The following is a 24,967-nucleotide window of genomic DNA, read 5'->3' on the forward strand; positions in this document are numbered from 1 at the left end:
GCATGTACAAATTGCGAATGTTCAATATGAAGTGGCAGCTGCTGAATTACTTTCTGATCTCGAGTGTACTGACGGTATCTGGTATTTATATCGTACTTGAATATTTTGAGGAGCAGCTCAGTTCTTGGGAGTTTCGGATGTGGTTAGTAATAGCCATTCTTGTGGTGTGCTTGACTGTTGGGTATATTGCGACTCGAAGATGGCAGCGCAAGGTAGATGAACTGCATGTTGCTATGCTGGAGTTGTCTAAAGGGAATTTCTCGGTTCGTATTGATATGGAGCCTGTGGAACCCTTCCTGTATTTGTATGCCGCTTTTAACAGCATGGCTACATCAATAGAAGAACGGGTACAGCTTATGCAAAAGCTAGGGGAAGCAGAAGCGATTCGGGATCAGGAGTTAACAGAGAATGCAGTTATGGAGGAAAGACGCCGACTAGCGAGAGATCTCCACGATACGGTGAGCCAAGAACTATTTGCTATCCATATGTCGGCTTCCTCCCTTCCGAAGATTTTAGAAAGAAACCCAGCCGCTGCACCTACCTTGATGAATCAGCTCATCGAGATGTCCCATCATGCTCAGAAACAGATGCGGGGTCTCATATCACAGCTAAGACCGATTGAATTAAAGGATATGAGCTTACAAGAAGCCCTGGAGAAATGGTTCCCGGAATATTGCCGGACCCATGAACTCCAGGGTCAACTTGATGTTTCGCTGCCTGAACTCATCTCTGAGGCCATAGAGCATCAGTTTTTTCTCATTATTCAAGAAGGACTTGCGAATGTCATCAAGCATGCCTCGGCTAAGCAAGTTCGATTGGCGATCTACGAAAGAGAACATCAATATGTGTTGCAATTACAAGATGATGGTCAAGGCTTTGAACGAAGAGATATTCCTTCCGCTTCGCATGGCCTGTCCACGATGAGAGAACGAGCGCAAAAGCTAGGCGGCGAAGTGGAGATTGATAGCAAATTAGGCTCTGGAACTCGCGTGCGCGTACGTATTCCGCGATTTTCTGGACATTCAGGGGGAAAACAAGAATGAATCCGAACATTAAAGTCATGATTGTTGATGATCACGATATGGTACGAGTGGGTTTGCGTACTTATATTTCGTTGGAGCCTGGGTTAGAAGTGGTGGGTGAAGCGTCGAACGGTCGAGATGCCTTCGATCAGTTGAATGAAGGACACTTAGAGACGTCGCAGCCTGATGTGATTCTTATGGATTTAACGATGCCAGTGTTGGATGGGATTGGTGCGACGAAGCTGATTTGCGACAAGTTTCCACAGGTGAAAGTGATCATGTTGACCTCGTTTCTGGAGGAAGCCAAAGTTCTGGAGGCTGTTGAGTCGGGTGCTATTAGTTATATGCTGAAGACCGTCTCATCGGATCAGCTGATTCACGCGATTCAGAGCGCATACCGCGGGATGCCTGTTATGAATGCTGAAGTATCGCAAGCACTGACTAGAGGCATTAGACAGCGAAGTGAAGTGCCGGAACAAGAAGGATTAACGGTTAGGGAACGGGAAGTGCTTATGTTAATTGCCGAAGGGAAGAACAACAAGGACATTTCCGAAGAACTCTTTATCAGTATCAAAACGGTCAAAACACACGTCAGCAATTTGTTGATGAAATGTGAACTTGATGATCGGACACAATTAGCCATTTTCGCTCATCGCAAAGGATGGGTTTAGCAGAATGAACAAATAGAGGGACTATCACACATAAAAACGTCAAATTGGCACATTCTATGCGTAAGTAAAATACTATGAGCGCTTAAGGAGTGTCCATCTCAATGAAACCACTATCTTCCTCACTGGAACAGGTTCAAGAATCATTTGACAAGGTGCGTGCCCAGCTAGAACAGTTTGATTTTAATTTAGGCGGGGGCTGGGATTACGACCATGGCTACTTTGATCGTTCTCTAGATGAGGCGAATAAGGTGTGGCTGCGAATTCCCGTTCAAGTCATTACCGGCAGAATTGACGGCGATGTTGAGGCGACGGATGCAGTCGTCGAAGTAGGTACCCCTTTTGTGCTGAAGCATGTGTATAATGAAGGATTAGATCCTGAGGCTGAAATTGAGACCGCAGGCGCATTGATTGATCAGTTCCAAACGCCACTGGATTCCGATGCGAGCATCGAGGATAAATGGGTGAAAGAAGCTGCGAACGTACTGCAAAAAGTTGAAAAAGCCTGGATTCATTAATTTATGTCCTATTTTTACCTCCCATTTATTGTTTTTTAATATTCGCTTAAGGTTGTGAGTGCATGATAGACACATAGAGAACAACATGATCCTTCAAGAAAACATGCACTTATAACTTTAATCAATGGAGGTAAGACCTATGGAAGATAACAAAAAAGACTATAGCGACTTTTTCAAGCCGCAGAATAATGATAACAACGAGGATACGAAGCGGGAACAAGCACATGATACCGAGGGGCAGGACACGAATAAAGAAAGACCTTCCTACTACTATTCATATGGGCCTTACAAATCCGCTTTTAATGAAGAAAATGAAGGGCAATCCTTAACGACTTCTTCCTCAGGTTCGGAAGTCACGACGAATGTAGAAGTGACTCCGCCTAAGACGTTACGCCCGTTCAGCTTCGGACCAGAGATTGGCTCGCAAGGTCCAGCAGGCTGGGACCCGAATGCGAAGAAGCGTTCCTCGGTGAAAAGCATTTTTGCAGCATTCATGGCAGGAGCACTTGTTGTCAGTGCGTTGATGTTTACAGCGGATAAAACGAACATGTTCTCAGGCAACCAACCGCTAGCTTCTGGTTCAGCGACAACCACAGCAAGCAGCTCAAACAACAATGGCGGCGAAGTGAAGAATGCTGCTCTTGACGTTGTTCGCCCTGGTAACATCGCGGCGATTGCTCAGAACGCTGGACCTGCGATTGTAAAGGTTGAAGCGCTCGTAAAGCCGAAGACTTCAAGCCGCAGCAATGGTGGTAACTCACTTTTTGATGATCCGTTCTTCCGTCAGTTTTTTGGCGACAATGGTGGTGGTCAAACAACGCCGAAGAGTGGTCAAAATGACACAGGAAGCGGACAGTTGCAACCAGCGGGCATGGGAACTGGCTTTATTTTCGAAAAAACAGGTTATATCTTAACGAACGAGCATGTTGTTGACGGTGCAGACGAAATTCAAATCACCGTAGAAGGCTATGAGAAGCCTTTTAAAGCGAAATTGCTGGGTAACAGCTACGATTTGGATTTGGCCGTACTCAAAATAGAGGGTGAGAAAGAATTCCCAATCCTCCCGCTTGGCTCAGCGGATGACGTTAACGTTGGTGATTGGGTTGTTGCAATCGGAAACCCATACGGGTTCGACCACACGGTAACCGTTGGTGTGCTTAGTGCCAAGGAACGTCCAATTAGCATTCCGGATGAGAAGGGTACGCGTGAATATAAGCATTTATTGCAAACGGACGCTTCCATTAACCCTGGTAACTCAGGTGGTCCCCTGCTGAACCTTAACGGTGAAGTGATTGGGATCAATACAGCAGTAAGCTCACAAGCGCAAGGTATTGGGTTTGCTATTCCAACAAGCACAATTTCATCTGTTCTAGAAAATCTCAAAAATAATGTGAAAATTCCGAAGGAGCCAATTCCTTACCTTGGTGTTGGTCTGCAAGATATTGGTAAAGATTGGGTTAGTGAATTGAAGCTTTCTAACACAGATGGCGCTTTGGTTGGCAGTGTTCAACGTAAGAGCCCAGCGTTCCAAGCAGGCTTGCGTCAATACGATGTGATCGTAGATTTGAATGGTACGAAAATCAAAAACTCGCAAGAGTTGATCACAAAGGTTCAAGCTACCAAGGTTGGCGATAAAGTGACACTAGGTATCATTCGTGATGGTAAGCGGACCGAAGTCCCTGTTACGGTTGGAGACAAAAATACGGTTGAGGAGACACTTGCTCCGTAACCTGCAAGTAAATGAAAAGGAAGTAGAGTCCGCGGCCTCAAGCTTGCAGGCTCTGCTTCTTTTTGCTAAGCGGTAATTTTGCTACAATAGAAAGTAGTATAGAATGGGGGACGGACCAGTGAGAGAAAATATTATGGTTATTGATGATGATGAGAAAATCACATCCATGCTTAGACGAGGACTTGCCTTTGAAGGCTATTTGGTTACCACAGCAGCCAATGGCTTAGAGGGTCTCAAGCAAATGCTGGTGACAGAGCCGCAGCTTATTATTTTGGACGTCATGATGCCGCATATCGATGGCTGGGAAGTTGTTCGCCGGATTCGTGAAAGCGGTAGTGAAGTGCCGATCCTTATGCTGACTGCGAAGGACGATATCAGTGATCGCGTGAAAGGTCTGGATTTGGGTGCTGACGATTATTTGGTCAAGCCCTTTGCTTTGGAAGAGCTGCTAGCGAGAGTTCGTGTACTACTTCGTCGAAGAACGGAACGACCTGAACAGATGAACAATCGGCTAAGCTTTGAAGACGCTATCCTAGATTTAGATACACGTGAGGTTTTCCGCAATGAGAAGCTGATTGAATTAACGACGAAAGAGTTTGATTTATTGCATTTATTCATGCAAAATCCAAAACGAGTTCTGTCGAGGGATATCATAATGGAGAAGATATGGGGCTACGATTACAGTGGTGAGTCCAATGTCTTAGAGGTTTACATAGCGCTATTGCGTCAGAAGACAGAGGAATTTGGCCATAAACGTTTGATTCAAACGGTTCGAGGAGCAGGCTATGTATTGAGAGGGGAAAATTAAGATGTCGCTTCGCCTGCGGCTAACGCTCTGGTATTCAGGCATATTGGCCATCACCATGCTGCTTTTTGGAATTGTGCTCTATTTCTTCTTGAACTATTTCCTGTATGATCAAATTCGTCAAGATGTCAAAAGGGAAGCTGTCAGCAGCTCCACACGTATTCAGAAAAGTTTAGTTCTTTCTCAGAAAGGACTTGCCATCGATTTAGAGTTGGAGAGTCGTGATTTCAACTCCTCGAATACGTTTTTACAATTATATAATATTGTGCTGAAGAGCTTTAACCGATCGGCAAATTTGCAATATTATGATCAAACACTCCCCATTGAGCAGTCGACGATTGATAAACTGCAACGGCAAGTCAACAAGGAGCAAGGTGAGGTTGGTTTTTTTGAGAAAACCAAGATTCTTAATCAGGATTTTCTCATTTATCACCTAGGCATAACGGATAATAAATTAAACCTCATTGGCATTTTGCAATCTGCTGTGCCCATAAGAAGTTATGAGAGAACCGCGGTTACGCTTCGTAATACGCTTATCATTTGGGCTATTTTAACCATTATTGTTGCAACTTCATTGGGCTGGTTTTTGGCGCGCAAGGCACTTAAGCCGATTGAGCGTGTGATTGATGCTGCGAACCAAATCGAGAGTGGAGATGATCTAGAGAAGCGAATTCACTATGATGGTCCTCTAGATGAAATAGGGCGGTTGACGAATACGATTAATGGCATGCTGTCGCGCATACAGATTACGTATGTGGAATTAGATGAAGCTTACCGCGCGCAGCGTCGATTCGTATCGGATGCTTCTCATGAGCTCAGAACGCCACTGACAACGATCCGAGGCAACGTAGATTTGCTGGAGAAAATGTGGAAGCAAACGTCGGGGACCAAAGCGCTGGCTACGCCCGACCAAGTCCAGATTTCCTTAGAAGCTATGCACGATATTGCCGGCGAAGCGCAGCGGATGAGTAGGTTAGTCAATGATTTACTTGCGCTTGCAAGGGCGGATGCTGGTGTGCTCATGGAGAAACAACCGATCGAGTTCATGCCGCTAGTTCATGAGGTGGTAAGGAGAGCACAGCTGCTCGAGCATACGGCCGAGTGGCAAGTAGGTAATCTAGAAGCGCTCGAAGATGCAATTGTGCATGGAAACCGTGATTATCTGCAGCAATTGTTGTTTATCTTTATTGAAAATGCTTTTAAATATACACCTGCGGGGACTGTTACTATTGAGGCGATACGAAGGGACAGCTTTGTAGGCCTACGGATAACGGATACCGGCATAGGGATGGATAAAGAAGATATTCCTCATATTTTCGATCGTTTCTATCGCGCTGATTTATCGAGAGGGATTACGACGGGGACGGGTTTGGGTCTTTCCATAGCCAAATGGATTATTGATGAGCATGACGGGTCAGTAGAAGTCACCACACGGAAGGATGAAGGAAGTACCTTTTTAATCTGGCTGCCGGCAAACTTCCCTCATGCCATATAATCAGATATAATTAGAGGAAATACGATGGCTTAGGTAGGTGGAAGACATGGAAGTTGTTCGAATATCCCCCAGAGGTTACTGTTATGGGGTTGTTGACGCTATGGCGCTCGCCATGCAAACTGCAAAAAATTTAAATCTTCCCAGACCTATATATATTCTAGGCATGATTGTTCATAACGCACATGTGACGGATTTCTTTAAAGAAGAAGGAGTCATCACGCTGGATGGTGAGAATCGTCTCGAGATTTTGTCGCAAGTCGAAACAGGGACTGTTATTTTTACCGCTCACGGCGTTTCGCCAGAAGTAAGACGTATGGCACGTGACAAAGGTTTAACCGTTGTCGATGCTACATGTCCGGACGTAACGAAGACGCATGATTTGATTCGTGAGAAAGTTGCAGACGGTTATGACATTATTTATATCGGTAAAAAGGGGCATCCAGAGCCAGAGGGGGCTATTGGCGTAGCTCCTGAACATGTGCACCTCATTGAGAAGCTTGAGGAAGCGGAACAACTCAATCTGAAGTCGAACCGTATCATCATTACGAATCAGACAACGATGAGTCAATGGGATATTAAACATATTATGAATCGGTTATTGGCACTTTTCCCGAAAGCCGAAATTCATAATGAAATTTGCTTGGCTACGCAAGTTCGACAAGAAGCTGTCGCGGAGCAAGCAAAGGAAGTTGATCTTGTCATTGTAGTTGGAGATCCGAAAAGTAACAATTCGAACCGCTTAGCGCAGGTTTCCCAAGAGATCGCTGGTGTTATGGCTTACCGAATCTCAGATGTCTCTGAGTTGAAACGTGAATGGTTGGAGAATGTTCGTAAGGTGGGGGTAACCTCAGGGGCTTCAACGCCAACACCGATAACCAAAGAGGTTATTACCTATTTGGAAAACTACGATGCGAAAGATGAAACCACTTGGGAAATCGTACGTACTATTAATATGAAGAAACTGATTCCCACTGTAAAATCTAAAGCAGCAAGTAACGTGTAACTCCTGCTTATTCCACTCGACGGGATTGAAACTAGCATGCAAAGTACTCAGAAGGTGAAAATGATGAAAGCTCGCTACGATTGGAAAAGTACAAAACGTTGGTTTAAGTACAAATATTTACTTCTTTTACGTGCCAAGGGCGGTCCTTCCATGGTAGCAAGGGGCTTTTCGATAGGTTTATTCGTTGAGATGTTCACATTGCCGACTGCGGGCTTTGCTTTTGTTCTCATATTTCCATTGGTTTATCTACTGAGAGCGAACCTGCCTGCAGCTTTAATTGGTTTTGTGTTTGGTAAAGTCATCTATATTCCCATGTCCATATTGAACAAGCAGGTTGGGGAAGCGTTAGTACCTAAGGGTTTAAAGCTCGATCATCTGCCACATCTCCTATCTAATATTATTCAAAGCGGATTGGATTTAATTGTGGGTGGTATGGTCGTTGGTCTTTTCCTTGGCATCATTGCTTATTTCCCAGTTGTGCTTTTGCTCAAATATCACGCGAATCGCCGTAAAGAAAAGCGTAGAATACGCAAAGATCAGTTAGCTCCGTCGCAAACAAATGAATAGCAAATAAATTAGCGCTTGACGAAATCTCGTCAAGCGTTGTATATTTACTTTAGCGGTTAAAAGCATAAAAGCGTAGAAGCGAACAAGCGTTGAAGCGTGCAAGTGAACTGATAATGAATTATCCCATAATAAATCAATTAGGAGCGTGGATCACATGATCGCAATTACATCTAACAAAACTTCGGATGAGCGTATTCAGGAAATCGTGCAATTTATCGAAAAGCAAGGAGTTCAAGCCCATGTTTCCAAAGGCGAGGATCGTACGGTAATTGGTATCATCGGTCAAGCGGATCCGAAATTAGCTGAACAGCTTCGTCAAATGTCAGGCGTTGAGCAAGTTGTGAAAATCTCGAAGTCTTACAAGCTAGCTAGTCGTGATTTCCATCCGGCGGATACAGTCATTAATATCAAAGGTGTTGAAATCGGCGGGGAGCAGCTCGTCGTGATGGGCGGTCCTTGCGCGGTAGAAACTCCAGAGCAAATCGATGAGATTGCTCGCTTGGTCAAGGCAGCTGGCGGACAGGTGCTTCGCGGCGGTGCTTTTAAACCAAGAACAGGCCCTTACAGCTTCCAAGGCGTAGGCGTTGAAGGCTTGATCATGATGGCTGAAGCGGGTAAGAAGCATGGTCTTCTTACAATTACAGAAGTTATGACACCGGAGTACGTTGATGTATGTGCACAATACGCGGACATTCTGCAAGTGGGAACGCGTAATATGCAAAACTTCGATCTCCTTCGTAAATTAGGAACGATTCAAACACCTGTATTGCTCAAACGTGGATTTAGCTCTACCTATGATGAATTCTTGAATGCAGCTGAATACATTCTTGCTGGCGGCAATCCCAATGTTATGCTTTGTGAACGCGGAATCCGTACATTCGAGACTTATACAAGGAATACGTTAGACTTGTCGGCGATTCCGGTACTTAAACAACTGAGTCACTTGCCAGTAATCTCAGATCCTAGTCACGGAACAGGACGGAGAGAGCTTGTAGTTCCAATGACAAAGGCATCCGTTGCAGCGGGAGCGGATGGTTTAATCATTGAAATGCATACAGATCCCGACAATTCAATGACAGGTGACGGTGTGCAGTCCTTGTTCCCAGATCAATTTGCTCATTTGTTATCTGATCTTGAGAAACTTGCTCCATTACTTGGTAAGAAGTTTGATACGAAGAAAGAAGCCATTTTGGCGTAATATACGGTTTCACGGGAATGGGTTTCTCCATAAATAGGGAGAAACTTTTTTCCTGTTTTTGGATACATGTGAAAATTGTGCTTAAGTGTAAGAATAGCTTACACATCTTTAAAAAATACCTGACATAAGTATTGACTGTGTTGGATGTATCGCTATATAATATGTGAAAGAAAACAAGCAAAAGTTGAACATTAATCATGCAAAGTACGTTGAATGTACGGAAATGGGAGGGTTTTTAAATGTCAGTTCAAAACGTGTTGAACCTAATTAAGGAAAAAAATATTGAGTGGGTAGATTTTCGTTTCGTTGGTCTTTCCGGTAAAGCGCAGCATATCTCCTTGCCTTCTACAGAAGTAGATGAAGAAACATTCGTAAATGGCGTAGCTTTTGACGGTTCATCCATCCCAGGATTCCGTGGTATTGAACAATCTGACATGGTAATGATGCCAGATACGGAAACTGCTTATGTGGATCCTTTCACAGCACATCCAACACTAGTAATTATGAGCAACATCCATACACCTGAAGGCGACCGTTATGACCGTGATCCACGTAGCATCGCTCAAAAGGCTGAAGAATATTTGCAAACAACAGGTGTAGGTACAACTGCATACTTCGCTCCAGAATCCGAATTCTTCATCTTTGATGATGTTCGTTTCGAGAACGGTATGAACAAATCTTACTTCGAAGTTGACTCCGAAGAAGCTGGTTGGAACACAGGCCGTAAAGAAGAAGGCGGAAACCTTGCTTATAAAGTTCCAGTTAAAGGCGGTTACGTTCCAGTAGCACCAATGGATTCCCAACAAGATATCCGTTCCGAAATGTGTAATAAACTTGCTGACGCAGGTCTTCGTATCGAGCGTCATCACCATGAAGTAGCTACAGCTGGTCAAGCTGAAATCAACTTCCGTTTTGACACATTGACTAAAACAGCAGACAACCTGCTTAAATACAAGTATATCGTTGCTAACACAGCGAGAGAATATGGTAAAGTTGCAACTTTCATGCCGAAACCACTATTTGGTGACAACGGTAGCGGAATGCACGTTCATATGTCCATCTTCAACGAAGGTAACCCTTTGTTCTACGAAAAAGGCTCATATGCTAACCTTTCCGAAATGGCTATTAACTACATCGGCGGTATCCTGTATCACGCTCCAGCGTTGATCGCGATCACGAACCCAAGTACAAACTCCTTCAAACGTCTAGTTCCTGGTTACGAAGCTCCGGTAAACCTTGTATTCTCCAAAGGTAACCGTTCTGCAGCAGTTCGTATTCCAATCGCAGCTGTGACACCTAAAGGTTGCCGTATTGAGTTCCGTACACCAGACAGCACAGCTAACCCATACCTTGCTTTCGCGGCAATGTTGATGGCTGGTCTTGACGGTATCAAAAAGAAAATCGATCCACGTGCTCTTGGATACGGTCCTTTCGATACAAACATCTATGAAATGTCAGATAGCGAGAAAGCTGAAATCCGCAGCGTTCCTGGTACATTAGACGAAGCTTTGGATGCACTTGCAGCTGATTCCGACTTCTTGCTTGAAGGCGGCGTATTCACACAAGATTTCATCGATAACTACATCGACTTGAAACGTGGCGAAGCGAAACAAGTAGCAATTCGTATTCACCCACACGAGTACAACCTTTACTTCGATTGCTAATTTTTAGCAATAATTCGATATCATTATAGAACTGCCCCCTTCATAGCTCTCACTATGAAGGGGGCAGTTTTTTTATTATAATATAAATAATAATTATTATTTTATAATTATTATAATTAAGATTGAACTAGTGAAAAATGTCAGGTATACTATTCGTAACGCTACTTAGTTTTGGAAAGGATGAAAGACGATGAAAATTACAATTATTGCAGGAAGCAATCATGGAGCTGCCACAAGTACACGACTTGCCACATATATTCAATACTTGGCAACGCAGGAGCGGCAGGACGTAACACTGATCGACCTGTATAGGACGCCGTTACCCTTCTATACACCCGAAGACGATGGAGACGATCACGAAGCTCTAGGGGCATTTAAACAAGCGATGCTGTCCGCGGAAGCTATTGTTCTGGCAACGCCTGAGTATCACAGCGGCATTTCTGGCGTATTGAAAAATGCGTTAGATCATGTTGGAAAGGATCATTTCAACGACAAAGCTGTGCTATCCGTCAGCTCATCAGGCGGGGCGGTTGCTGTCAGCTCGCTGACACAGCTGCAGACGGTTGTTCGTAATCTACATGGGATTAACTGCCCGGAATGGATTTCGATTGGTGGCGATCAACGTAAGAGCTTCCGCGCAGATGTTGCCTTCGAGGACATTCACCCAGATGTGGAGAAGCGAATTCGTCGCGTAGTTGGATATTTCCTCGGGCTTGCCGAACAACTTTCGGGACGGACGAATGTGTAACTGCTGCGGCTAAAGGCAGGAATAATCAACGTATGAGAATTTAAAATTCATTTAGAGAGAGGTGCGCTGTTGGAACTAGCGGCAATTTCAGATCATATCGTTGAGGATTTGCAAATTCTCTTCGTTGGATATAACCCTAGTATCCGATCAGGGGAAACCGGGCATCATTATGCGAATCCGAGTAATCGATTTTATCGCATCCTGCTGCAAGCGGGATTAACCCCACGGCTCTACAAGCCGCAAGAAGATGGCGATCTGCTTCAAATCGGCTACGGCTTTACGAATATTGTGTCACGCCCCTCGTTGACAGCAGCGGAAATAACTTCAGAAGAGTACCGAGAGGGCCGGCGCATTTTAAAAGAGAAAATTCAGACTTATCGACCCAAGGTTGTTTGCTTCGTTGGAAAGGGCGTTTACGAGCAGTATAGCGGCCGCAAAGGCATTTCATGGGGAAGTCAACCGGAGCCGATGGTAGAGGGCGTTATTGACTATGTGTGCCCGTCTTCCAGCGGGCTTGTGCGTATGAAGCTGGAAGACATGGTAGCGATTTATCGTGGAATTCTGACAAGTTTCGTATAACCCGTTTGAGGTTTTACTTGATGCTTGAACAGAATATTGCTATCATAGCCATAATACAAAAAAGCAAAGGTGTGGTCATCATGGGAAACAGGGCCTATAACTTTAACGCAGGGCCTGCGGCGTTACCGCTCGAAGTACTTCAAAGAGCGCAAGAGGAGTTTGTTGATTTTAAAGGTATTGGCATGTCCATCATGGAAATTTCTCACCGTAGTGCAGAATATGAGCAAGTACATAATGAAACACAAGCATTGTTGAAGCGTATTTTTGGTATTCCAGATGGGTACCAAATTCTCTTTTTGACAGGCGGAGCAAGCTCTCAGTTTTCAATGATCCCTATGAATTTCTTGAAGCCAGGCAAGGTTGGTAGCTACGTGCTGACAGGCGCTTGGGCTGAGAAGGCTGTGCAAGAAGCAGCTCTATTCGGAGAAGTTTCCCTTGCGGCTAGTTCGAAAGAACAGAAATTTATGAAAATTCCTGCATTGAGTGAAATCAATCTGGATCCAAATTCAGCTTATCTGCATATCACATCCAATGAAACGATTGAAGGGGCACAGTTCCAAAGCTTCCCGGAGACAGGGAACATTCCTTTGATTGGTGACATGTCCAGTGATATTCTGAGTCGTCCAGTGGATGTATCGAAGTTCAGTATGATTTACGCGGGAGCACAGAAGAACCTAGGGCCATCTGGTGTGACTGTGGCGATTATTAAAGACGATTTACTTGTTGATTTGCCAAAAACAATTCCGACTATGATGCGTTATGAAACGCATAGCAAAAACAATTCCCTCTACAATACGCCGCCTGCTTATTCCATCTATATGGTGAATCTCGTATTGAAGTGGATTGAGGAGCAAGGCGGATTAACGGTTATTGAGAAGAATAATGTAGAAAAATCAGGCCTCATCTATCGTGCAATCGACAACAGCAATGGCTTCTATCGCGGACCTGTGGATCTTGGCAGCCGTTCAACGATGAATATTACGTTCCGTTTGCAAGATGAAGAGCTGGAGAAGAAGTTCATTAAAGAAACCGAACAACAAGGCTTTGTTGGGTTGAAAGGTCATCGCAGTGTTGGCGGATTACGCGCTTCTACGTATAATGCTGTACCTTACACATCATGTAAAGCACTAGCTGAGTTCATGACGGATTTCCAACGTCGCAACAGCTAGGAAACCAATTAAGCTATTCATGGCACCCTCGTGTGCGCGTGAATAGCTTTTTTTTGTTTGAGGCATGAGATTTCGATTGAAGGTTTGGAAGCCTGTAGAGGGCTCTCTGAGAGGTTGTAGAGACGGTTGTTTAGGCAGGATCAGTAACTAGATATAGTAGGAGCGTATAGTCCTAGGCATTTCGACATTTCCGAAAAAATCAAGTAAAAAATGAAAATATTTTTATAAACCTAGCGAGCCACGCCCCGTCTAGGATTAGGTGTTTTGTAAAAGTAAATAGGCCGTTTTGCTCGTTGACAAACACAATATATTGATATAAATTTGAATCTATCATCTAGATGTCGTGATGAAAAGCACATTGCGAGATTGCTAGCCGAAGGCTCAAATAGAGCCAGAAAGCAAGCGAAACCTAAGGTTTTAAGTTTTTTTGACCGCGTACGGAGCAGGTAAGAAAATGCAGATTCTGTCGATTAATGATTGGCTTCACCCACGAATGATAGACGATAGAATGTGAATGTTTACTACATATAGGTTACCAGCAAGTGAGTTACCAGCAAGTGAGTGCTTAAGATCGAGAGAATTGAGAATGATAGGAGACGGAAGCTATGTTGATTGCTTACGATTCGAAGACTGGAAATGTTCGCCGTTTTATTGCGAAACTCCAAATGCCCGCGGTTCAAATTGAGGATGCGATGACAATGGACGAGCCTTTCGTGCTTGTGACCTATACAACGGGTTTTGGTCAAATTCCTCCCAAGGTAGCTTCTTTCCTAGAAAGTAATTCCTCTCGTCTTCAAGGCGTAGCAGCTAGCGGTAACCGCAACTGGGGAGACGGCTTCGCCAAAAGTGCAGATACAATCTCAGCGCTTTACGATGTTCCTGTTTTAACCAAATTTGAATTATCCGGCACCAAAAATGACGTAGAACGATTTGTTCAGGGGGTACAGGCAATTGCGGCACATTGAACTTAATAATGAATTAATGCAACGCGGTACGGATGGTTTTTTTCAATTAGAGAAGGATAAAGAAGCTGTTGAAGTGTTCATGAAGGAAGTTCACAGCCGCAGCCTCACATTCCCCGATACCTCTTCGAAGGTTCGTTATATGATCGATAACAACTTCTACGAGAATGTTTATACCAAATACACCGAAGCTGAAGTTAACAGCGTGTATCAAGTAGCACATGACAATCAATTCGAGTTCGCATCCTATATGGCAGCTTCGAAATTTTATACAGATTATGCATTACGCAGTGATGATAAGACATTATATCTGGAGCATTTCGCTGATCGCGTAGCGATTGTAGCTCTGTACTTGGGTCGCGGGAACGCGGAGACAGCGCGTGTGCTAGCCCTGTCCATGATGGAGCAACGCTTACAGCCAGCAACACCTACGTTCCTGAACGCAGGCAAAAGTCGTCGCGGTGAAATGGTATCGTGCTTTTTGTTAGAAATGGACGATTCCTTAAATTCCATCAACTATGTGCTCGCAACGTGCATGCAGCTTTCCAAAATTGGCGGCGGTGTAGCCGTAAACTTATCTAAGCTGCGTGGGCGCGGTGAAACGATTAAAGGCGTTGAGGGCGCGGCCAAAGGCATTATACCTGTACTTAAGCTTATGGAGGATGCATTCTCCTATGCGGATCAAATGGGTCAACGCAAGGGCTCGGGCGCGGCGTATTACAACATTTTCGGCTGGGATGTATTGGAATTCCTAGATAGCAAGAAAATTAATGCGGATGAGAAATCCCGTTTGAAAACTCTCTCGATTGGACTTATTGTACCGAATAAGTTTTATAAGCTAGCGGAGGAGAATAAGCCTCTACATATTTTCGCACCATACACCGTTCTCCAAGCTTACGGCAAACATATGGATGATCTTGATATGGATGTCATGTACGAAGAACTTATAGCGAACCCGAAGGTAAAAAAGAAAGCAGTCATGAATGCACGTGATATGCTGACCAAAATTGCGACAACTCAACTGGAATCCGGTTATCCATATATGATGAATCGTACGAATGCCAATAAGGATCATGCCCTGAAGGGGATTGGGACGATCAAGATGTCCAATCTCTGTACGGAAATTTTCCAACTGCAGGAAACGTCTGAAATTAATGATTATGGCCAAGAAGATACGATTCTTCGCGATATCAGCTGCAATCTAGCTTCCATGAACATCGCGAACGTGATGGATCGTAAAAAGCTGCGCGAAACCGTACACGAAGGCATGATCGCCTTAACTTCGGTGAGTGATATGACGACGATTCACAATGCGCCAGGTGTCGCCAAAGCAAACCGTGAGCTGCATTCTGTCGGTCTTGGTGTTATGAACCTGCATGGCTATTTGTCCAAGAACAAAATTGCTTATGAGAGTGCCGAAGCGAGAGATTTCGTTCGCACCTTCTTCGCAGCGATGAATTTCTATTCCATCGAAAAAAGCATGGAAATTGCCAAAGAATCCGGACAAACATTCGAAGGCTTTGAGCTGTCCGAATATGCGAATGGAAACTATTTTACCCGTTATACGGAAACAGATTACCGCCCGCTGTCGGATAAAGTGAAAGCTTTATTCGAAGGTATGCCGATCCCGTCGCCAAGCGATTGGAAAGCATTGCAAGCTGAGGTGCAGAAGCACGGTCTATACCATGCCTACCGTTTGGCTATAGCGCCGACGCAAAGCATCTCGTATATTCAAAATTCAACATCCAGCGTTATGCCAATTGTTGAACCGATTGAGACGCGTACGTATGCGAATTCAACAACGTACTACCCGATGCCATTCATGGCGCGCGATAATTTCTTCTACTATAAATCCGCTTATCAAATGGATCAATTCAAGATTCTTGACCTCATTTCGGAGATTCAAACGCATGTGGATCAAGGGATCTCGACCATTTTACACGTAAACAGTGATGTTTCAACAAGACAACTTGCTAGATTATACCTGTATGCGGCACACAAAGGACTTAAATCGCTCTACTACACACGAACCAATCAGCTATCCGTTGAGGAATGTGTAAGCTGCTCGGTATAATTAGGAAGGGGACTACCATTCATGACAAGTGCACTAACGATCAATAAACCCGTCGTCAAAAAAGCGGTGAATTGGAACCGGCCTGATGATGATTTTACGATTACGTTCTGGAATCAAAATATTATGCAATTCTGGACAGATGAAGAAATTCCATTGTCTGATGATAAGATGTCATGGATTACACTCAGCAATGTTGAACGTGAGCTATACATGAAAGTGCTTGGCGGCCTGACTTTGCTAGATACGATGCAAGGCGGCATCGGGATGCCGAAGATTCTTGAGCATGTTGATGGGCTGCAGCGTAAAGCTGTGCTTAGCTTCATGGGGATGATGGAGCAAATCCACGCGAAGTCTTACAGTTCAATTTTCACTACACTGTCTTCGACAGAAGAGATTAATGAGCTGTTCCAATGGGTGGAGCGTAATCCGCACTTGCAGTTTAAGGCGAATAAGATTTCACATTTCTATGAAAATATTAACTCGACCAAAGAGCTGTATCTAGCGATGGCTGCGTCTGTTTTGCTGGAAAGCTATTTGTTCTATAGCGGTTTCTACTATCCGTTGTATTTGGCTGGACAAGGGAAAATGACGAGCAGTGGCGAAATCATTGACTTGATTCTACGCGATGAGAGCATCCACGGGTTGTACATCGGCGTGTTGGCGCAAGAGGTCTATGCGGAGCTTAGTCCTGCTGAACAAGATGAAGCGTACGCAACACTGTGTGCGTTGTTGAAAGAGCTTCATACGAATGAAGAAGGCTACACAGATAGTCTGTACGGACCGCTGGATCTGGCAGACGAAGTGAAAGCATTCCTGCGCTATAACGCGAATAAAGCGTTTATGAATTTGGGTGTTGAACCGATGTTCGCTGAAGAGGAGATCAACCCGATTGTTCTCAACGGACTGAGCACGCGGACAAAGCAGCATGACTTTTTCTCCAAAAAAGGAAACGGTTATGTGCGCACCATTCACGTCGAGGCTTTGACGGACGATGACTTTGTATTTTAAGATTTGAAGCCTATAGATGAAGAACAAACCACTCAGGATTTCTGGGTGGTTTGTTTTGTAGTTCAGTCGCAAGGCTGATTTACTGCGTAACAATGTTATGTTACATTGAAATGGCGAAGGAGGGATGCATGTTGGACGAGGATTTGATATCGAAAAAAGAGCTGCTAGAGCTAACTGGTATATCTTATGGTCAATTATACCGCTGGAAACGTAAAAACTTAGTTCCCGAGGAATGGTTTATCCGTAAATCGGCATTTACTGGGCAGGAAACATTTTTTCCGAAGGGACAGATGCTGGCGCGTATCGATAAAATTTTGAATATGAAAGATGATTTATCATTGGACGAATTAGCGGATGTATTCTCCATCGTTCCAAGTGATCTGAAGATGGACAAATTAGAGTTAGTGAAACGTAACATTGTTTCTCTGCAAACCATTGACTATGCGTCCCCATTTTTGGGATCGACTGCGGTATATAGCTTTGAAGAAACATTATTTCTGTTCTTATTAGAGGATTGCTTACAATCCGGTGAAATGAGCCTCGATGAAGGGAAGCTCCTGCTGCTTACGATGAAAGAGCAATACGCCAAGTTCGAAGGAAAGCCCTGTGATTTGATTTTTATCCGTAAGATGGGCTTAACTGTGTTTCTGCTCGTAACGACAGGCAGTGAGCTGTATTTCGAGCATGGTGTTAAGGTCGTGCTCCGCGTGCAGGTGGCGAAGAAGATTGAAGATCTCAAGCTAAAAATGACAACATTGTAAGGAGGTGGTATCCATGCATGCAGACACGAAACGTAATTTGATGATTTCCGGGATAGGCTCTTCGAACGGCGGGAGCTTTCGTATAGTCAAAATTGATGGCCTTGGACGGTTAGAAGGGGACATTACTTGCTCCGATTTTAATCTAAATGGTCGAGCAGAAGTGAATGGCAGCATGACAGCTGAAACAGCCGAGATGAATGGAACCTTAACGATTCACGGAAATCTGAAGGCGAAGCGTACACGTATTCATGGCAAGGTCAAGATTGAGGGCAATTATGCTGGCGAGAGCCTTGAAATCAATGGTGCAACAACGATAATAGGTAATTGTGAGGCAGAGAAGTTTAATGCGAACGGCAGGCTGCAAGTTGGAACGCTCAATGCGGATACCATCCTTGTTACGCTGCATGGGCATTGCAAAATTGAAGAGATCGGCGGAGAACGGATCTCAGTACGTAAACAGCCAGGGATTAATTTGGCTCGTTGGTTGAAGATTCTGCCGATTGCTATTGGCAATCATTTGACGGCTCAAACGATTGAGGGAGATCATATTTATCTGGAGTATACGACTGCTGAAGTTGTAAGAGGAGCGAATATTAAGATCGGACCTGGCTGTGAGATCGGACTCATTGAATATACGGCGAAGCTCGAGCAAGATCAAAGATCTAAAGTGAAGCATAGCGAAAAATTGTAGCATAGAGAGGAGGGTATGAGGTACAATGAGAAAAGATGCAAACAAGCGTTCGTCAATCGGGAATTTGAAGATTACAGGCAGCTCGACCGCGGCAGGCGGCCTCTATGATCGTGTGAAAATTGTTGGCGAAGGCATCATCGAAGGTGAGACGAAATGCCGTCTTCTGAAATGTGTAGGCACCTTAGAGATGGACGGTGATCTGCAAGCAGGCCATACAGGCATTGTGGGCACTTTTTCATTGACGGGTAATGTTCAAAGCGATACAATGAAAAATTCGGGGACGGTGAGTATTAGTGGTGATGCGGAAATTGGCTCACTTACTGGTTCAGGGACGATGGAAGTGAAGGGCCATATCCAAGGCAGCGAGATCGCGCTAAGTGGACATATCTCATCTGGCGGGGATTGCGAAGTCGATGTCTTTAAGCTGAAGGGCATGTTTGATGTTGGAGGACTGCTTAACGCAGGTGAGATCGACATCAAACTGTTCCAGGATTCCACAGCGAAGGAGATCGGCGGAGAGAAAATAAGGATTCGTAAAGCGAGTATGCTTCATCCGTTCAGCTTATTCTTCAGACCCTCACCGCATGCCGCGGTAACGGTTTCGGTCATTGAAGGTGATGATATTTACTTGGAGCATACGAGAGCGAAGGTTGTTCGCGGTAACCAAGTCGTCATTGGTCCTGGTTGCGAAGTCGATCTGGTTGAATATAAGGTGCATCTAGAGAAAAAGAAGGGTGCCCTTGTGAAGGAATCACGCAAGATGTAGGAAGCCTGTAAGTTCAGGTGGTAAGGCGAAAACAAATGTAAAGGAATGTGTGAGCATGACAAATAGAAATAATAAAGTAGGCTTTGTCTTAGCGGGTCTACTCTTGGCGATGTTGATGGCGTCAATGGATAATACGATTGTTGCCACTGCGATGGGAACGATTGTAGGAGACCTTGGTGGACTCGATAAGTTTATTTGGGTTACATCCGCCTATATGGTTGCTGAAATGGCTGGTATGCCGATTTTTGGGAAATTGTCCGATATGTTCGGACGCAAACGCTTTTTTATTTTTGGATTGATCGTATTTTTGTGTGCATCCGTCCTATGCGGTACCGCAGAAAGCATTGTACAGCTTAGTATTTATCGTGCCCTGCAAGGTATTGGCGGCGGTGCGCTAATCCCAATTGCTTTCACAATCATGTTTGATACAGTACCTGTAGAGCAACGTGGAAAGCTCGGCGGTTTATTCGGAGCGGTGTTCGGTTTATCGAGTATTTTCGGACCGCTGCTTGGTGCTTATATAACGGATTATATTAGCTGGCACTGGGTATTTTATGTGAATATCCCACTTGGTATTTTGGCTCTTATCTTTATTGCGATGTTCTATAAAGAATCTCCCATCCATACGAAGCAAAAGATCGACTGGTGGGGGGCCGTCACGCTTGTTGGTGCCGTTGTCAGCATGATGTTCGCCCTTGAGCTTGGCGGGAATGAATATGCATGGGATTCCAGTATTATTATAGGACTATTTGCCGCTTTTACGATTCTTACGGTTTCCTTTATCTTCATTGAAAGAAAAGTCATTGAACCGATTATTTCATTCCCAATGTTCAAAAACCGCCTGTTCACCACGAGTAATGCGCTCGGTTTATTAAGTGGGATGGGCTTTATTACAGCGTCTGTGTATATCCCGATTTATATTCAAGGGGTAATTGGCGGAACAGCTACGAACTCAGGACTTGTCCTACTGCCCATGATGGTAGGTTCCGTGTTCTCAGCTGTTGGTGGCGGTATCTTAATGAACAAAATGCCATACCGCAATATTATGATGGTCTTTGTTGTGATTCTAGCAGCAGGTATGGTCATGCTAACGCAGCTTGAGCCTGATACAAGCCGCTTGTATGTGACAATGTGCATGATTGTCGTCGGTGTTGGGATCGGTGCGAGCTTCTCCGTGCTCTCCAATTCTGCGATTCATCACTTTGATCCGTCCCAACGCGGTTCAGTGAACGCGACTGTGTCCTTCGTCCGTTCCCTGGGTATGACGTTAGGGATCACGCTGTTTGGAATCATTCAACGGAATGATTTTACAGCGAAGCTTAAGGAGATCTTCGCTAGTAGCGGGCAAGGTGATATGGCGAGTAATCCGGCGTTCAGTGATCCAAGGGTACTTCTTGCGCCCGAGGCTCGTGCACAAATCCCAGCGCCAATATTAGAAAAAATTACAGATGGGCTATCTTCCTCGATTTCGTATACATTCATGTGGGCACTGATTCCAACAGCATTGGCTATCGTTGCAGCTGTTCTCATGAGTAAAGAACGCTTAACCGAATCGTTGGAGCATAAGCAGGCTGAACAAGCTGCAGCAGAACAGAAAGCTTAAATGAAAGAAGCCTCATCAACGTAGAATGATCTACTTTGATGAGGCTTTTTTTACATATATAATATATGTTTCCGGTGCTCGGAAGAACAAATTCTGATTGACGATAAAACAACAGCTAAACCGCGGTCGCGCATCCTCGAATGACTTCTTCGATATTTGGATTGTGTTGATTTAAACTACAAAAGTGTAAAAATGCAGTTATTTTCTGGAATTTCATAGGTTGCGAAAATGCAACTTTTTCCATCTATTTCATCAAAAAATACCGAAATCGAGTAAAAAGGTTGCACTTTTGCATTTAGATTAGAAACTTCGTGCATTCAGGTGGAAAAGGTTGCACTTTTGCAACTTTGCGCGTTACTGCGCTAATCTTACTCTACTCAAGCGTAAGATTCCTTGATGACGGGCTCGGTCAGCTTGTAGCCGACATTGCGAATCGTCATGATGTATTCAGGATGCCGTGCATTTTGCTCGATCTTGTCACGCAGATGTGAGATATGGACATCAACGATACGTGTATCCCCGAGGAAATGATAGTCCCATACGCCGTGAAGCAGCTGTTGCCGGCTAAGTACCTTTCCACGATGCTTGCAGAGGAAAAGCAACAGTTCGAATTCCTTGGGTGTAAGCTCGATAGGCGCGCCATTCATCGTCACTTCGCGTTGCTCCGCTTTGACAGAGATTTGACCTATTGCAATCGCTGCTTCTTCTGTGGTGGAAGGCAGGGTCTGGATACGGCGATGAATCGCTTGAATGCGAGAGACGAGCTCGAGCGGCGAGAAAGGCTTCGTCATGTAATCATCTGCACCGTTATCCAAACCGGCAATTTTATCGGTAAGATCCTGCATGGCCGTTAACATAATAATCGGAACGAGATTGTTCTGGCTTCTAAGCTTGCGGCATACCTGTAAGCCGTCCATTTTGGGCAGCATGAGATCGAGAACGATAAGATCAGGGCGGAACGATTGAATCGCACCGAAGACAGCTTCCCCGTCGAATACGCAGTGTACCTCGAAGCCGGCAAGCTTGAGGTTGAATTCAATGAGCATGGAGATGGAAGGTTCGTCATCAACAATAAGAATTTTCTTTTTCATCGTTAGGTAGACTCCTTTTAATGAAGGATATCTCTAGTATGACGTACCACTATCATCGCGATATTAAGATAAAGTTAACACAGTGTTAAATTGCATTCCAATACAGGTTATAATAGGATAGAGAATGAGGTGAATGAACAGAGATGGCTTTTCATATTGTACTAGTAGAACCCGAAATTCCTGCAAACACAGGTAACATTTCACGAACATGTGCCGCAACAGGCACTCATCTTCATTTGGTTAGACCGCTTGGCTTTGACACCGATGATAAGACGCTCAAACGTGCTGGTCTTGATTATTGGCATTCGGTGAAGATTGACTACCACGACTCTTTCGATGAGGTTTTGGCTGCATACCAAGGTCATAGATTCTTCTTTGCATCGACGAAAGCGAGCAAACGCTACTCGGACTTTACTTTCCAAGATGGTGATTTTTTCGTGTTCGGTAAAGAGACGAAAGGGCTGCCAGAGGAGCTATTACGTCAGCACCCGGATACTTTAATCCGGTTGCCAATGTCCGATGTGGTAAGATCCTTAAATCTTTCCAACTCTGCGGCTATTATTTTATATGAGGGATTACGCCAAACTGGGTTTGTAGGTCTGGAGTAGGATTTCTAACGACCTATGTTTTTTAGTGCTATGCCGACATTTTTGGCAAGAAAAGAAAGATTTTGGGTCTTTTGCAGAAGGAATTTCATGAATTACGGCGAATAGTACTCGGTAAGCTCGATACTAAATTGTTTGTCGAAGTGAAATTGCAGGAAGCGTAGAAAACGTCTGCGAAAAGAGAGGTGAAGTCCTATGATGAAGCCAGCTGGAGTCGTACGTAAAGTCGATCAATTGGGACGAATCGTATTGCCTAAATCGCTACGAAAGCGATACCAAATGAATGAGGGAGATCCTGTAGAAATTCTAGTGCAGGGTGACCATATCATTCTCGAGAGATACCGTCCGAAATGTGTGTTCTGTGGCAGCATGGAAAGTGTCAGTGAATTCAAAGATCGTTATATTTGCGGCGTTTGTATAACTGAAATGAACCTGCTTAAGGCGAAAGCCTAGTAGGTAAAAAAAGAAAAAGCATCGCTTCCTCCAATGGAGAAAGCAATGCTTTTTTTCTTGGCTCATAGGCCTTTTGTTTTGTCCTCGTTATAGGAAGCCGTTACCATAGCGACGATGAATAAAAGAAATACGGAATTAACGAGCCAAAATGTTGTGGATAAACCGAACATAGCTGCACCTCCTATAGGGTTAAAGAGCGTTTTTTGCACATAGTTAAGGCTTATTATACCCAACCATCCCCAAAAAAGAAACGAATATTGTGTGAATAATTTGGGTCATTTGAAAAACAAGAAGTTCGTAGCGAGTGGTCGGAGTCGTCCATCAGAGGGGCGGTTGATCACGCTTCCACCCCAGACTAATGTCGTTGAGCCGCCTCCATCCAAATTATAAGCGTCAACAACGCCTAATTGCTGCATTTTGTCCTGCAGCTCAGCAAGCGTAGCACCTGAATTACCGCTCTCATCATAGCCGTCCGTGACAAGAAATAAGAGCTGATCATGTTTATAATTGGCCATGACCGTTCGAGCTGCTCTTGCTGGCGAGCTTTGCCATTGATACGGAATGGACATCTTACTGCCATTTTTCATCAGCACAGGGACGAAGGTCGAACCCATCAGAGGGTTCAGCTTGTCGAGCTCCGACTGAGAGCTGAACTTGCCGCCAATCAGCTTGCGGTCTTTGTTCAAGCCGATGAAAGCCGTGTCATTGTTGGTGGGGAAGAAGCCGTTGACGTATTTCCCGTTCATCACGGTTGTATCAAGCGGATAGCGTCTTCCCCGGTTGTCGTCCGCGAAGCCGCCTGCGTTAATCCCAACAACGGCGCCATAGCGCGAAGCCGCGGCTAACGTTGTTTCACTGGAGCCGAGCTTATCATTCCCCAACACGAGCTTAATAGCTTTATCGCTCTTGAGGTTCACTTTAAGAGCATAACCTGAATAATGTTTTTCATTCAAAGCGAATAGTTGAATGTCAATATTGCCCGAAGTGGCTTGGCGGATGGGGCTGCCAAGTTTGTCAGTAATCCGTGCATCATAGATAAGTCCGGGTTTGGCGATTTGCGAAGCCGCGCTTTGGAGCATGGCGGTTACTTCTGCCGTGCTTTTCTCATACAGCTGGAAGTATTGCTGAATAATGGTTTTGGTTTGGACCGCATCATTATTCGATTGGGTCAATGAGCTGTTGAGTGTGGTCGCTTCTTGCCCTAAGTTGATCGGTATCGATGCCTGAGGGGTCATCGTTGGAATAGAAATATCCAGAGAAATGAAGAGCAGCCAAATCAGCATACCCACAAAAGGTGCGCAGGCAAGCAACATCACACGGTTGAATTGCTGAATCGGATTCGCTGTCATTATTTCAACACATCCAGATTTTTGGTCAGTTCATCTAGCTTCTTCTTGACGTCAGCTAGCTGCGTATAAAGTTGATTACTATTATCGGTCTTGCTGTTGGCGCTATCTTTGGTGAAAGCCAGTAATTCATTCAATGAATCTACTTTGGCTTGCAGAGTCTTCATATCGGAAGTCACACTATCCTTCAATTGAGAGACTTGCTTCTGATAATCTTGTTGAATGACTTGTAATTGCTGTTGGGTTTGCTGTGCGATATCGGTTGATATTTGTTGCTTCAGATGCTCCGTGTACATCATCGTAGCTGCGACTCCGACTGCGATCAGCATGACCCAACCCACAAATAGGAAGGCATACGTTTTCTTCTTGACCCTAGTTGCTTTCGACGTGCGGGGAAAAGAATTCGCCGTTGCATTCTCCATGGGCATACTCATGAAAATCA

The 24,967-nt window shown here is 44.5% G+C and carries 25 protein-coding genes; 22 read left to right on the forward strand and 3 right to left on the reverse strand.

Features of this window, described 5'->3' with window-relative positions; genetic code table 11:
* Positions 1 to 2: 2 nt before the first annotated feature.
* The 20 genes from AC58PQ_RS04460 (at position 3) to AC58PQ_RS04555 (ending at position 21,030) form a co-directional block, all read left to right on the forward strand.
* A complete protein-coding gene (locus AC58PQ_RS04460) occupies positions 3 to 1,043 on the forward strand; it encodes a HAMP domain-containing sensor histidine kinase (RefSeq protein ID WP_497240769.1) in 1,041 nt (346 codons plus the stop codon).
* Complete coding sequence (locus AC58PQ_RS04465) at positions 1,040 to 1,693, forward strand: response regulator transcription factor (protein WP_497240770.1); 654 nt, start codon at positions 1,040 to 1,042, stop codon at positions 1,691 to 1,693. Before AC58PQ_RS04460 ends, AC58PQ_RS04465 begins: the two co-directional genes overlap by 4 nt.
* 101 nt (positions 1,694 to 1,794) lie before the next feature.
* Positions 1,795 to 2,208: a YugN family protein gene (locus AC58PQ_RS04470; RefSeq protein WP_497240771.1), complete on the forward strand. Its 414-nt coding sequence runs from the start codon at positions 1,795 to 1,797 to the stop codon at positions 2,206 to 2,208.
* Between the two features lie 139 nt (positions 2,209 to 2,347).
* Complete coding sequence (locus AC58PQ_RS04475; protein ID WP_497240772.1) at positions 2,348 to 3,937, forward strand: S1C family serine protease; 1,590 nt, start codon at positions 2,348 to 2,350, stop codon at positions 3,935 to 3,937.
* Positions 3,938 to 4,055: 118 nt separating this feature from the next.
* Complete coding sequence (locus tag AC58PQ_RS04480) at positions 4,056 to 4,745, forward strand: response regulator transcription factor (RefSeq protein WP_497240773.1); 690 nt, start codon at positions 4,056 to 4,058, stop codon at positions 4,743 to 4,745.
* A 1-nt stretch (position 4,746) separates the two neighbouring features.
* The gene (locus tag AC58PQ_RS04485; RefSeq protein WP_497240774.1) at positions 4,747 to 6,237 is read left to right on the forward strand and encodes a sensor histidine kinase; all 1,491 of its coding nucleotides are present in this window, start codon (positions 4,747 to 4,749) and stop codon (positions 6,235 to 6,237) included.
* A gap of 46 nt (positions 6,238 to 6,283) precedes the next feature.
* The gene (locus AC58PQ_RS04490; protein WP_497240775.1) at positions 6,284 to 7,240 is read left to right on the forward strand and encodes a 4-hydroxy-3-methylbut-2-enyl diphosphate reductase; all 957 of its coding nucleotides are present in this window, start codon (positions 6,284 to 6,286) and stop codon (positions 7,238 to 7,240) included.
* 36 nt (positions 7,241 to 7,276) lie between these two features.
* Entirely contained in the window at positions 7,277 to 7,807 is a 531-nt protein-coding gene (locus tag AC58PQ_RS04495; RefSeq protein WP_497240776.1) for a DUF2062 domain-containing protein, read from the forward strand.
* A 154-nt stretch (positions 7,808 to 7,961) separates the two neighbouring features.
* Positions 7,962 to 9,005, forward strand: a complete 1,044-nt coding sequence (gene aroF, locus AC58PQ_RS04500) for a 3-deoxy-7-phosphoheptulonate synthase (RefSeq protein WP_497240777.1) — start codon at positions 7,962 to 7,964, stop codon at positions 9,003 to 9,005.
* A gap of 239 nt (positions 9,006 to 9,244) precedes the next feature.
* Positions 9,245 to 10,669, forward strand: a complete 1,425-nt coding sequence (gene glnA, locus AC58PQ_RS04505) for a type I glutamate--ammonia ligase (RefSeq protein WP_497240778.1) — start codon at positions 9,245 to 9,247, stop codon at positions 10,667 to 10,669.
* Positions 10,670 to 10,859: 190 nt separating this feature from the next.
* On the forward strand, positions 10,860 to 11,417 hold the full coding sequence (locus AC58PQ_RS04510; protein ID WP_497240779.1) for an NADPH-dependent FMN reductase: 558 nt from the start codon (positions 10,860 to 10,862) through the stop codon (positions 11,415 to 11,417).
* Between the two features lie 69 nt (positions 11,418 to 11,486).
* A complete protein-coding gene (locus tag AC58PQ_RS04515) occupies positions 11,487 to 11,996 on the forward strand; it encodes a mismatch-specific DNA-glycosylase (protein WP_497240780.1) in 510 nt (169 codons plus the stop codon).
* 80 nt (positions 11,997 to 12,076) lie between these two features.
* Positions 12,077 to 13,165 carry a 3-phosphoserine/phosphohydroxythreonine transaminase gene (serC, locus tag AC58PQ_RS04520; RefSeq protein WP_497240781.1) on the forward strand — a complete coding sequence of 363 codons (1,089 nt, stop codon included), beginning with the start codon at positions 12,077 to 12,079 and terminating at the stop codon, positions 13,163 to 13,165.
* 605 nt (positions 13,166 to 13,770) lie between these two features.
* The gene (nrdI, locus tag AC58PQ_RS04525; RefSeq protein ID WP_497240782.1) at positions 13,771 to 14,130 is read left to right on the forward strand and encodes a class Ib ribonucleoside-diphosphate reductase assembly flavoprotein NrdI; all 360 of its coding nucleotides are present in this window, start codon (positions 13,771 to 13,773) and stop codon (positions 14,128 to 14,130) included.
* Positions 14,117 to 16,201 carry a class 1b ribonucleoside-diphosphate reductase subunit alpha gene (gene nrdE, locus AC58PQ_RS04530; protein ID WP_497240783.1) on the forward strand — a complete coding sequence of 695 codons (2,085 nt, stop codon included), beginning with the start codon at positions 14,117 to 14,119 and terminating at the stop codon, positions 16,199 to 16,201. Before nrdI ends, nrdE begins: the two co-directional genes overlap by 14 nt.
* A 21-nt stretch (positions 16,202 to 16,222) precedes the next feature.
* Positions 16,223 to 17,209 (forward strand): class 1b ribonucleoside-diphosphate reductase subunit beta, encoded by a 987-nt coding sequence (nrdF, locus tag AC58PQ_RS04535; protein ID WP_497240784.1) that lies wholly within the window; start codon positions 16,223 to 16,225, stop codon positions 17,207 to 17,209.
* Between the two features lie 131 nt (positions 17,210 to 17,340).
* Entirely contained in the window at positions 17,341 to 17,970 is a 630-nt protein-coding gene (locus AC58PQ_RS04540; RefSeq protein WP_497241288.1) for a YhbD family protein, read from the forward strand.
* A gap of 13 nt (positions 17,971 to 17,983) precedes the next feature.
* Positions 17,984 to 18,661 (forward strand): polymer-forming cytoskeletal protein, encoded by a 678-nt coding sequence (locus AC58PQ_RS04545; RefSeq protein ID WP_497240785.1) that lies wholly within the window; start codon positions 17,984 to 17,986, stop codon positions 18,659 to 18,661.
* A 25-nt stretch (positions 18,662 to 18,686) separates the two neighbouring features.
* Positions 18,687 to 19,427, forward strand: coding sequence for a bactofilin (locus AC58PQ_RS04550; protein ID WP_497240786.1), 741 nt, complete (start codon positions 18,687 to 18,689; stop codon positions 19,425 to 19,427).
* Positions 19,428 to 19,482: 55 nt separating this feature from the next.
* Complete coding sequence (locus AC58PQ_RS04555; RefSeq protein ID WP_497240787.1) at positions 19,483 to 21,030, forward strand: MDR family MFS transporter; 1,548 nt, start codon at positions 19,483 to 19,485, stop codon at positions 21,028 to 21,030.
* A gap of 377 nt (positions 21,031 to 21,407) precedes the next feature.
* Here the strand turns inward: AC58PQ_RS04555 and AC58PQ_RS04560 are convergent, their stop codons facing one another.
* On the reverse strand, positions 21,408 to 22,121 hold the full coding sequence (locus AC58PQ_RS04560) for a response regulator (RefSeq protein ID WP_497240788.1): 714 nt from the start codon (positions 22,119 to 22,121) through the stop codon (positions 21,408 to 21,410).
* 143 nt (positions 22,122 to 22,264) lie between these two features.
* On the opposite strand from AC58PQ_RS04560, the gene trmL reads away from it, so the two are divergent.
* The gene (gene trmL, locus AC58PQ_RS04565) at positions 22,265 to 22,729 is read left to right on the forward strand and encodes a tRNA (uridine(34)/cytosine(34)/5-carboxymethylaminomethyluridine(34)-2'-O)-methyltransferase TrmL (RefSeq protein ID WP_497240789.1); all 465 of its coding nucleotides are present in this window, start codon (positions 22,265 to 22,267) and stop codon (positions 22,727 to 22,729) included.
* Positions 22,730 to 22,924: 195 nt separating this feature from the next.
* The gene (locus AC58PQ_RS04570; protein WP_477593422.1) at positions 22,925 to 23,179 is read left to right on the forward strand and encodes an AbrB/MazE/SpoVT family DNA-binding domain-containing protein; all 255 of its coding nucleotides are present in this window, start codon (positions 22,925 to 22,927) and stop codon (positions 23,177 to 23,179) included.
* Between the two features lie 275 nt (positions 23,180 to 23,454).
* Here the strand turns inward: AC58PQ_RS04570 and AC58PQ_RS04575 are convergent, their stop codons facing one another.
* Entirely contained in the window at positions 23,455 to 24,528 is a 1,074-nt protein-coding gene (locus AC58PQ_RS04575) for a phosphodiester glycosidase family protein (RefSeq protein WP_497240790.1), read from the reverse strand.
* The gene (locus tag AC58PQ_RS04580) at positions 24,528 to 24,959 is read right to left on the reverse strand and encodes a hypothetical protein (RefSeq protein ID WP_497240791.1); all 432 of its coding nucleotides are present in this window, start codon (positions 24,957 to 24,959) and stop codon (positions 24,528 to 24,530) included. Before AC58PQ_RS04580 ends, AC58PQ_RS04575 begins: the two co-directional genes overlap by 1 nt.
* Positions 24,960 to 24,967: the final 8 nt, after the last annotated feature.

This window comes from Paenibacillus sp. J22P143, from assembly GCF_059692035.1.

Bases quoted from the DNA above. Each gene is read 5' to 3' on its own strand.
- AC58PQ_RS04490 (WP_497240775.1), top strand. From the start codon at position 6,284: ATGGAAGTTGTTCGAATATCCCCCAGAGGTTACTGTTATGGGGTTGTT.
- serC (WP_497240781.1), top strand. From the start codon at position 12,077: ATGGGAAACAGGGCCTATAACTTTAACGCAGGGCCTGCGGCGTTACCG.
- AC58PQ_RS04555 (WP_497240787.1), top strand. From the start codon at position 19,483: ATGACAAATAGAAATAATAAAGTAGGCTTTGTCTTAGCGGGTCTACTC.
- AC58PQ_RS04495 (WP_497240776.1), top strand. From the start codon at position 7,277: ATGCAAAGTACTCAGAAGGTGAAAATGATGAAAGCTCGCTACGATTGG.
- AC58PQ_RS04475 (WP_497240772.1), top strand. From the start codon at position 2,348: ATGGAAGATAACAAAAAAGACTATAGCGACTTTTTCAAGCCGCAGAAT.
- AC58PQ_RS04545 (WP_497240785.1), top strand. From the start codon at position 17,984: ATGCATGCAGACACGAAACGTAATTTGATGATTTCCGGGATAGGCTCT.
- glnA (WP_497240778.1), top strand. From the start codon at position 9,245: ATGTCAGTTCAAAACGTGTTGAACCTAATTAAGGAAAAAAATATTGAG.
- nrdF (WP_497240784.1), top strand. From the start codon at position 16,223: ATGACAAGTGCACTAACGATCAATAAACCCGTCGTCAAAAAAGCGGTG.
- AC58PQ_RS04460 (WP_497240769.1), top strand. From the start codon at position 3: ATGTACAAATTGCGAATGTTCAATATGAAGTGGCAGCTGCTGAATTAC.
- AC58PQ_RS04560 (WP_497240788.1), bottom strand. From the start codon at position 22,121: ATGAAAAAGAAAATTCTTATTGTTGATGACGAACCTTCCATCTCCATG.
- AC58PQ_RS04570 (WP_477593422.1), top strand. From the start codon at position 22,925: ATGAAGCCAGCTGGAGTCGTACGTAAAGTCGATCAATTGGGACGAATC.
- nrdI (WP_497240782.1), top strand. From the start codon at position 13,771: ATGTTGATTGCTTACGATTCGAAGACTGGAAATGTTCGCCGTTTTATT.
- AC58PQ_RS04550 (WP_497240786.1), top strand. From the start codon at position 18,687: ATGAGAAAAGATGCAAACAAGCGTTCGTCAATCGGGAATTTGAAGATT.
- AC58PQ_RS04485 (WP_497240774.1), top strand. From the start codon at position 4,747: ATGTCGCTTCGCCTGCGGCTAACGCTCTGGTATTCAGGCATATTGGCC.
- AC58PQ_RS04465 (WP_497240770.1), top strand. From the start codon at position 1,040: ATGAATCCGAACATTAAAGTCATGATTGTTGATGATCACGATATGGTA.
- AC58PQ_RS04510 (WP_497240779.1), top strand. From the start codon at position 10,860: ATGAAAATTACAATTATTGCAGGAAGCAATCATGGAGCTGCCACAAGT.
- aroF (WP_497240777.1), top strand. From the start codon at position 7,962: ATGATCGCAATTACATCTAACAAAACTTCGGATGAGCGTATTCAGGAA.
- AC58PQ_RS04580 (WP_497240791.1), bottom strand. From the start codon at position 24,959: ATGAGTATGCCCATGGAGAATGCAACGGCGAATTCTTTTCCCCGCACG.
- trmL (WP_497240789.1), top strand. From the start codon at position 22,265: ATGGCTTTTCATATTGTACTAGTAGAACCCGAAATTCCTGCAAACACA.
- AC58PQ_RS04470 (WP_497240771.1), top strand. From the start codon at position 1,795: ATGAAACCACTATCTTCCTCACTGGAACAGGTTCAAGAATCATTTGAC.
- AC58PQ_RS04575 (WP_497240790.1), bottom strand. From the start codon at position 24,528: ATGACAGCGAATCCGATTCAGCAATTCAACCGTGTGATGTTGCTTGCC.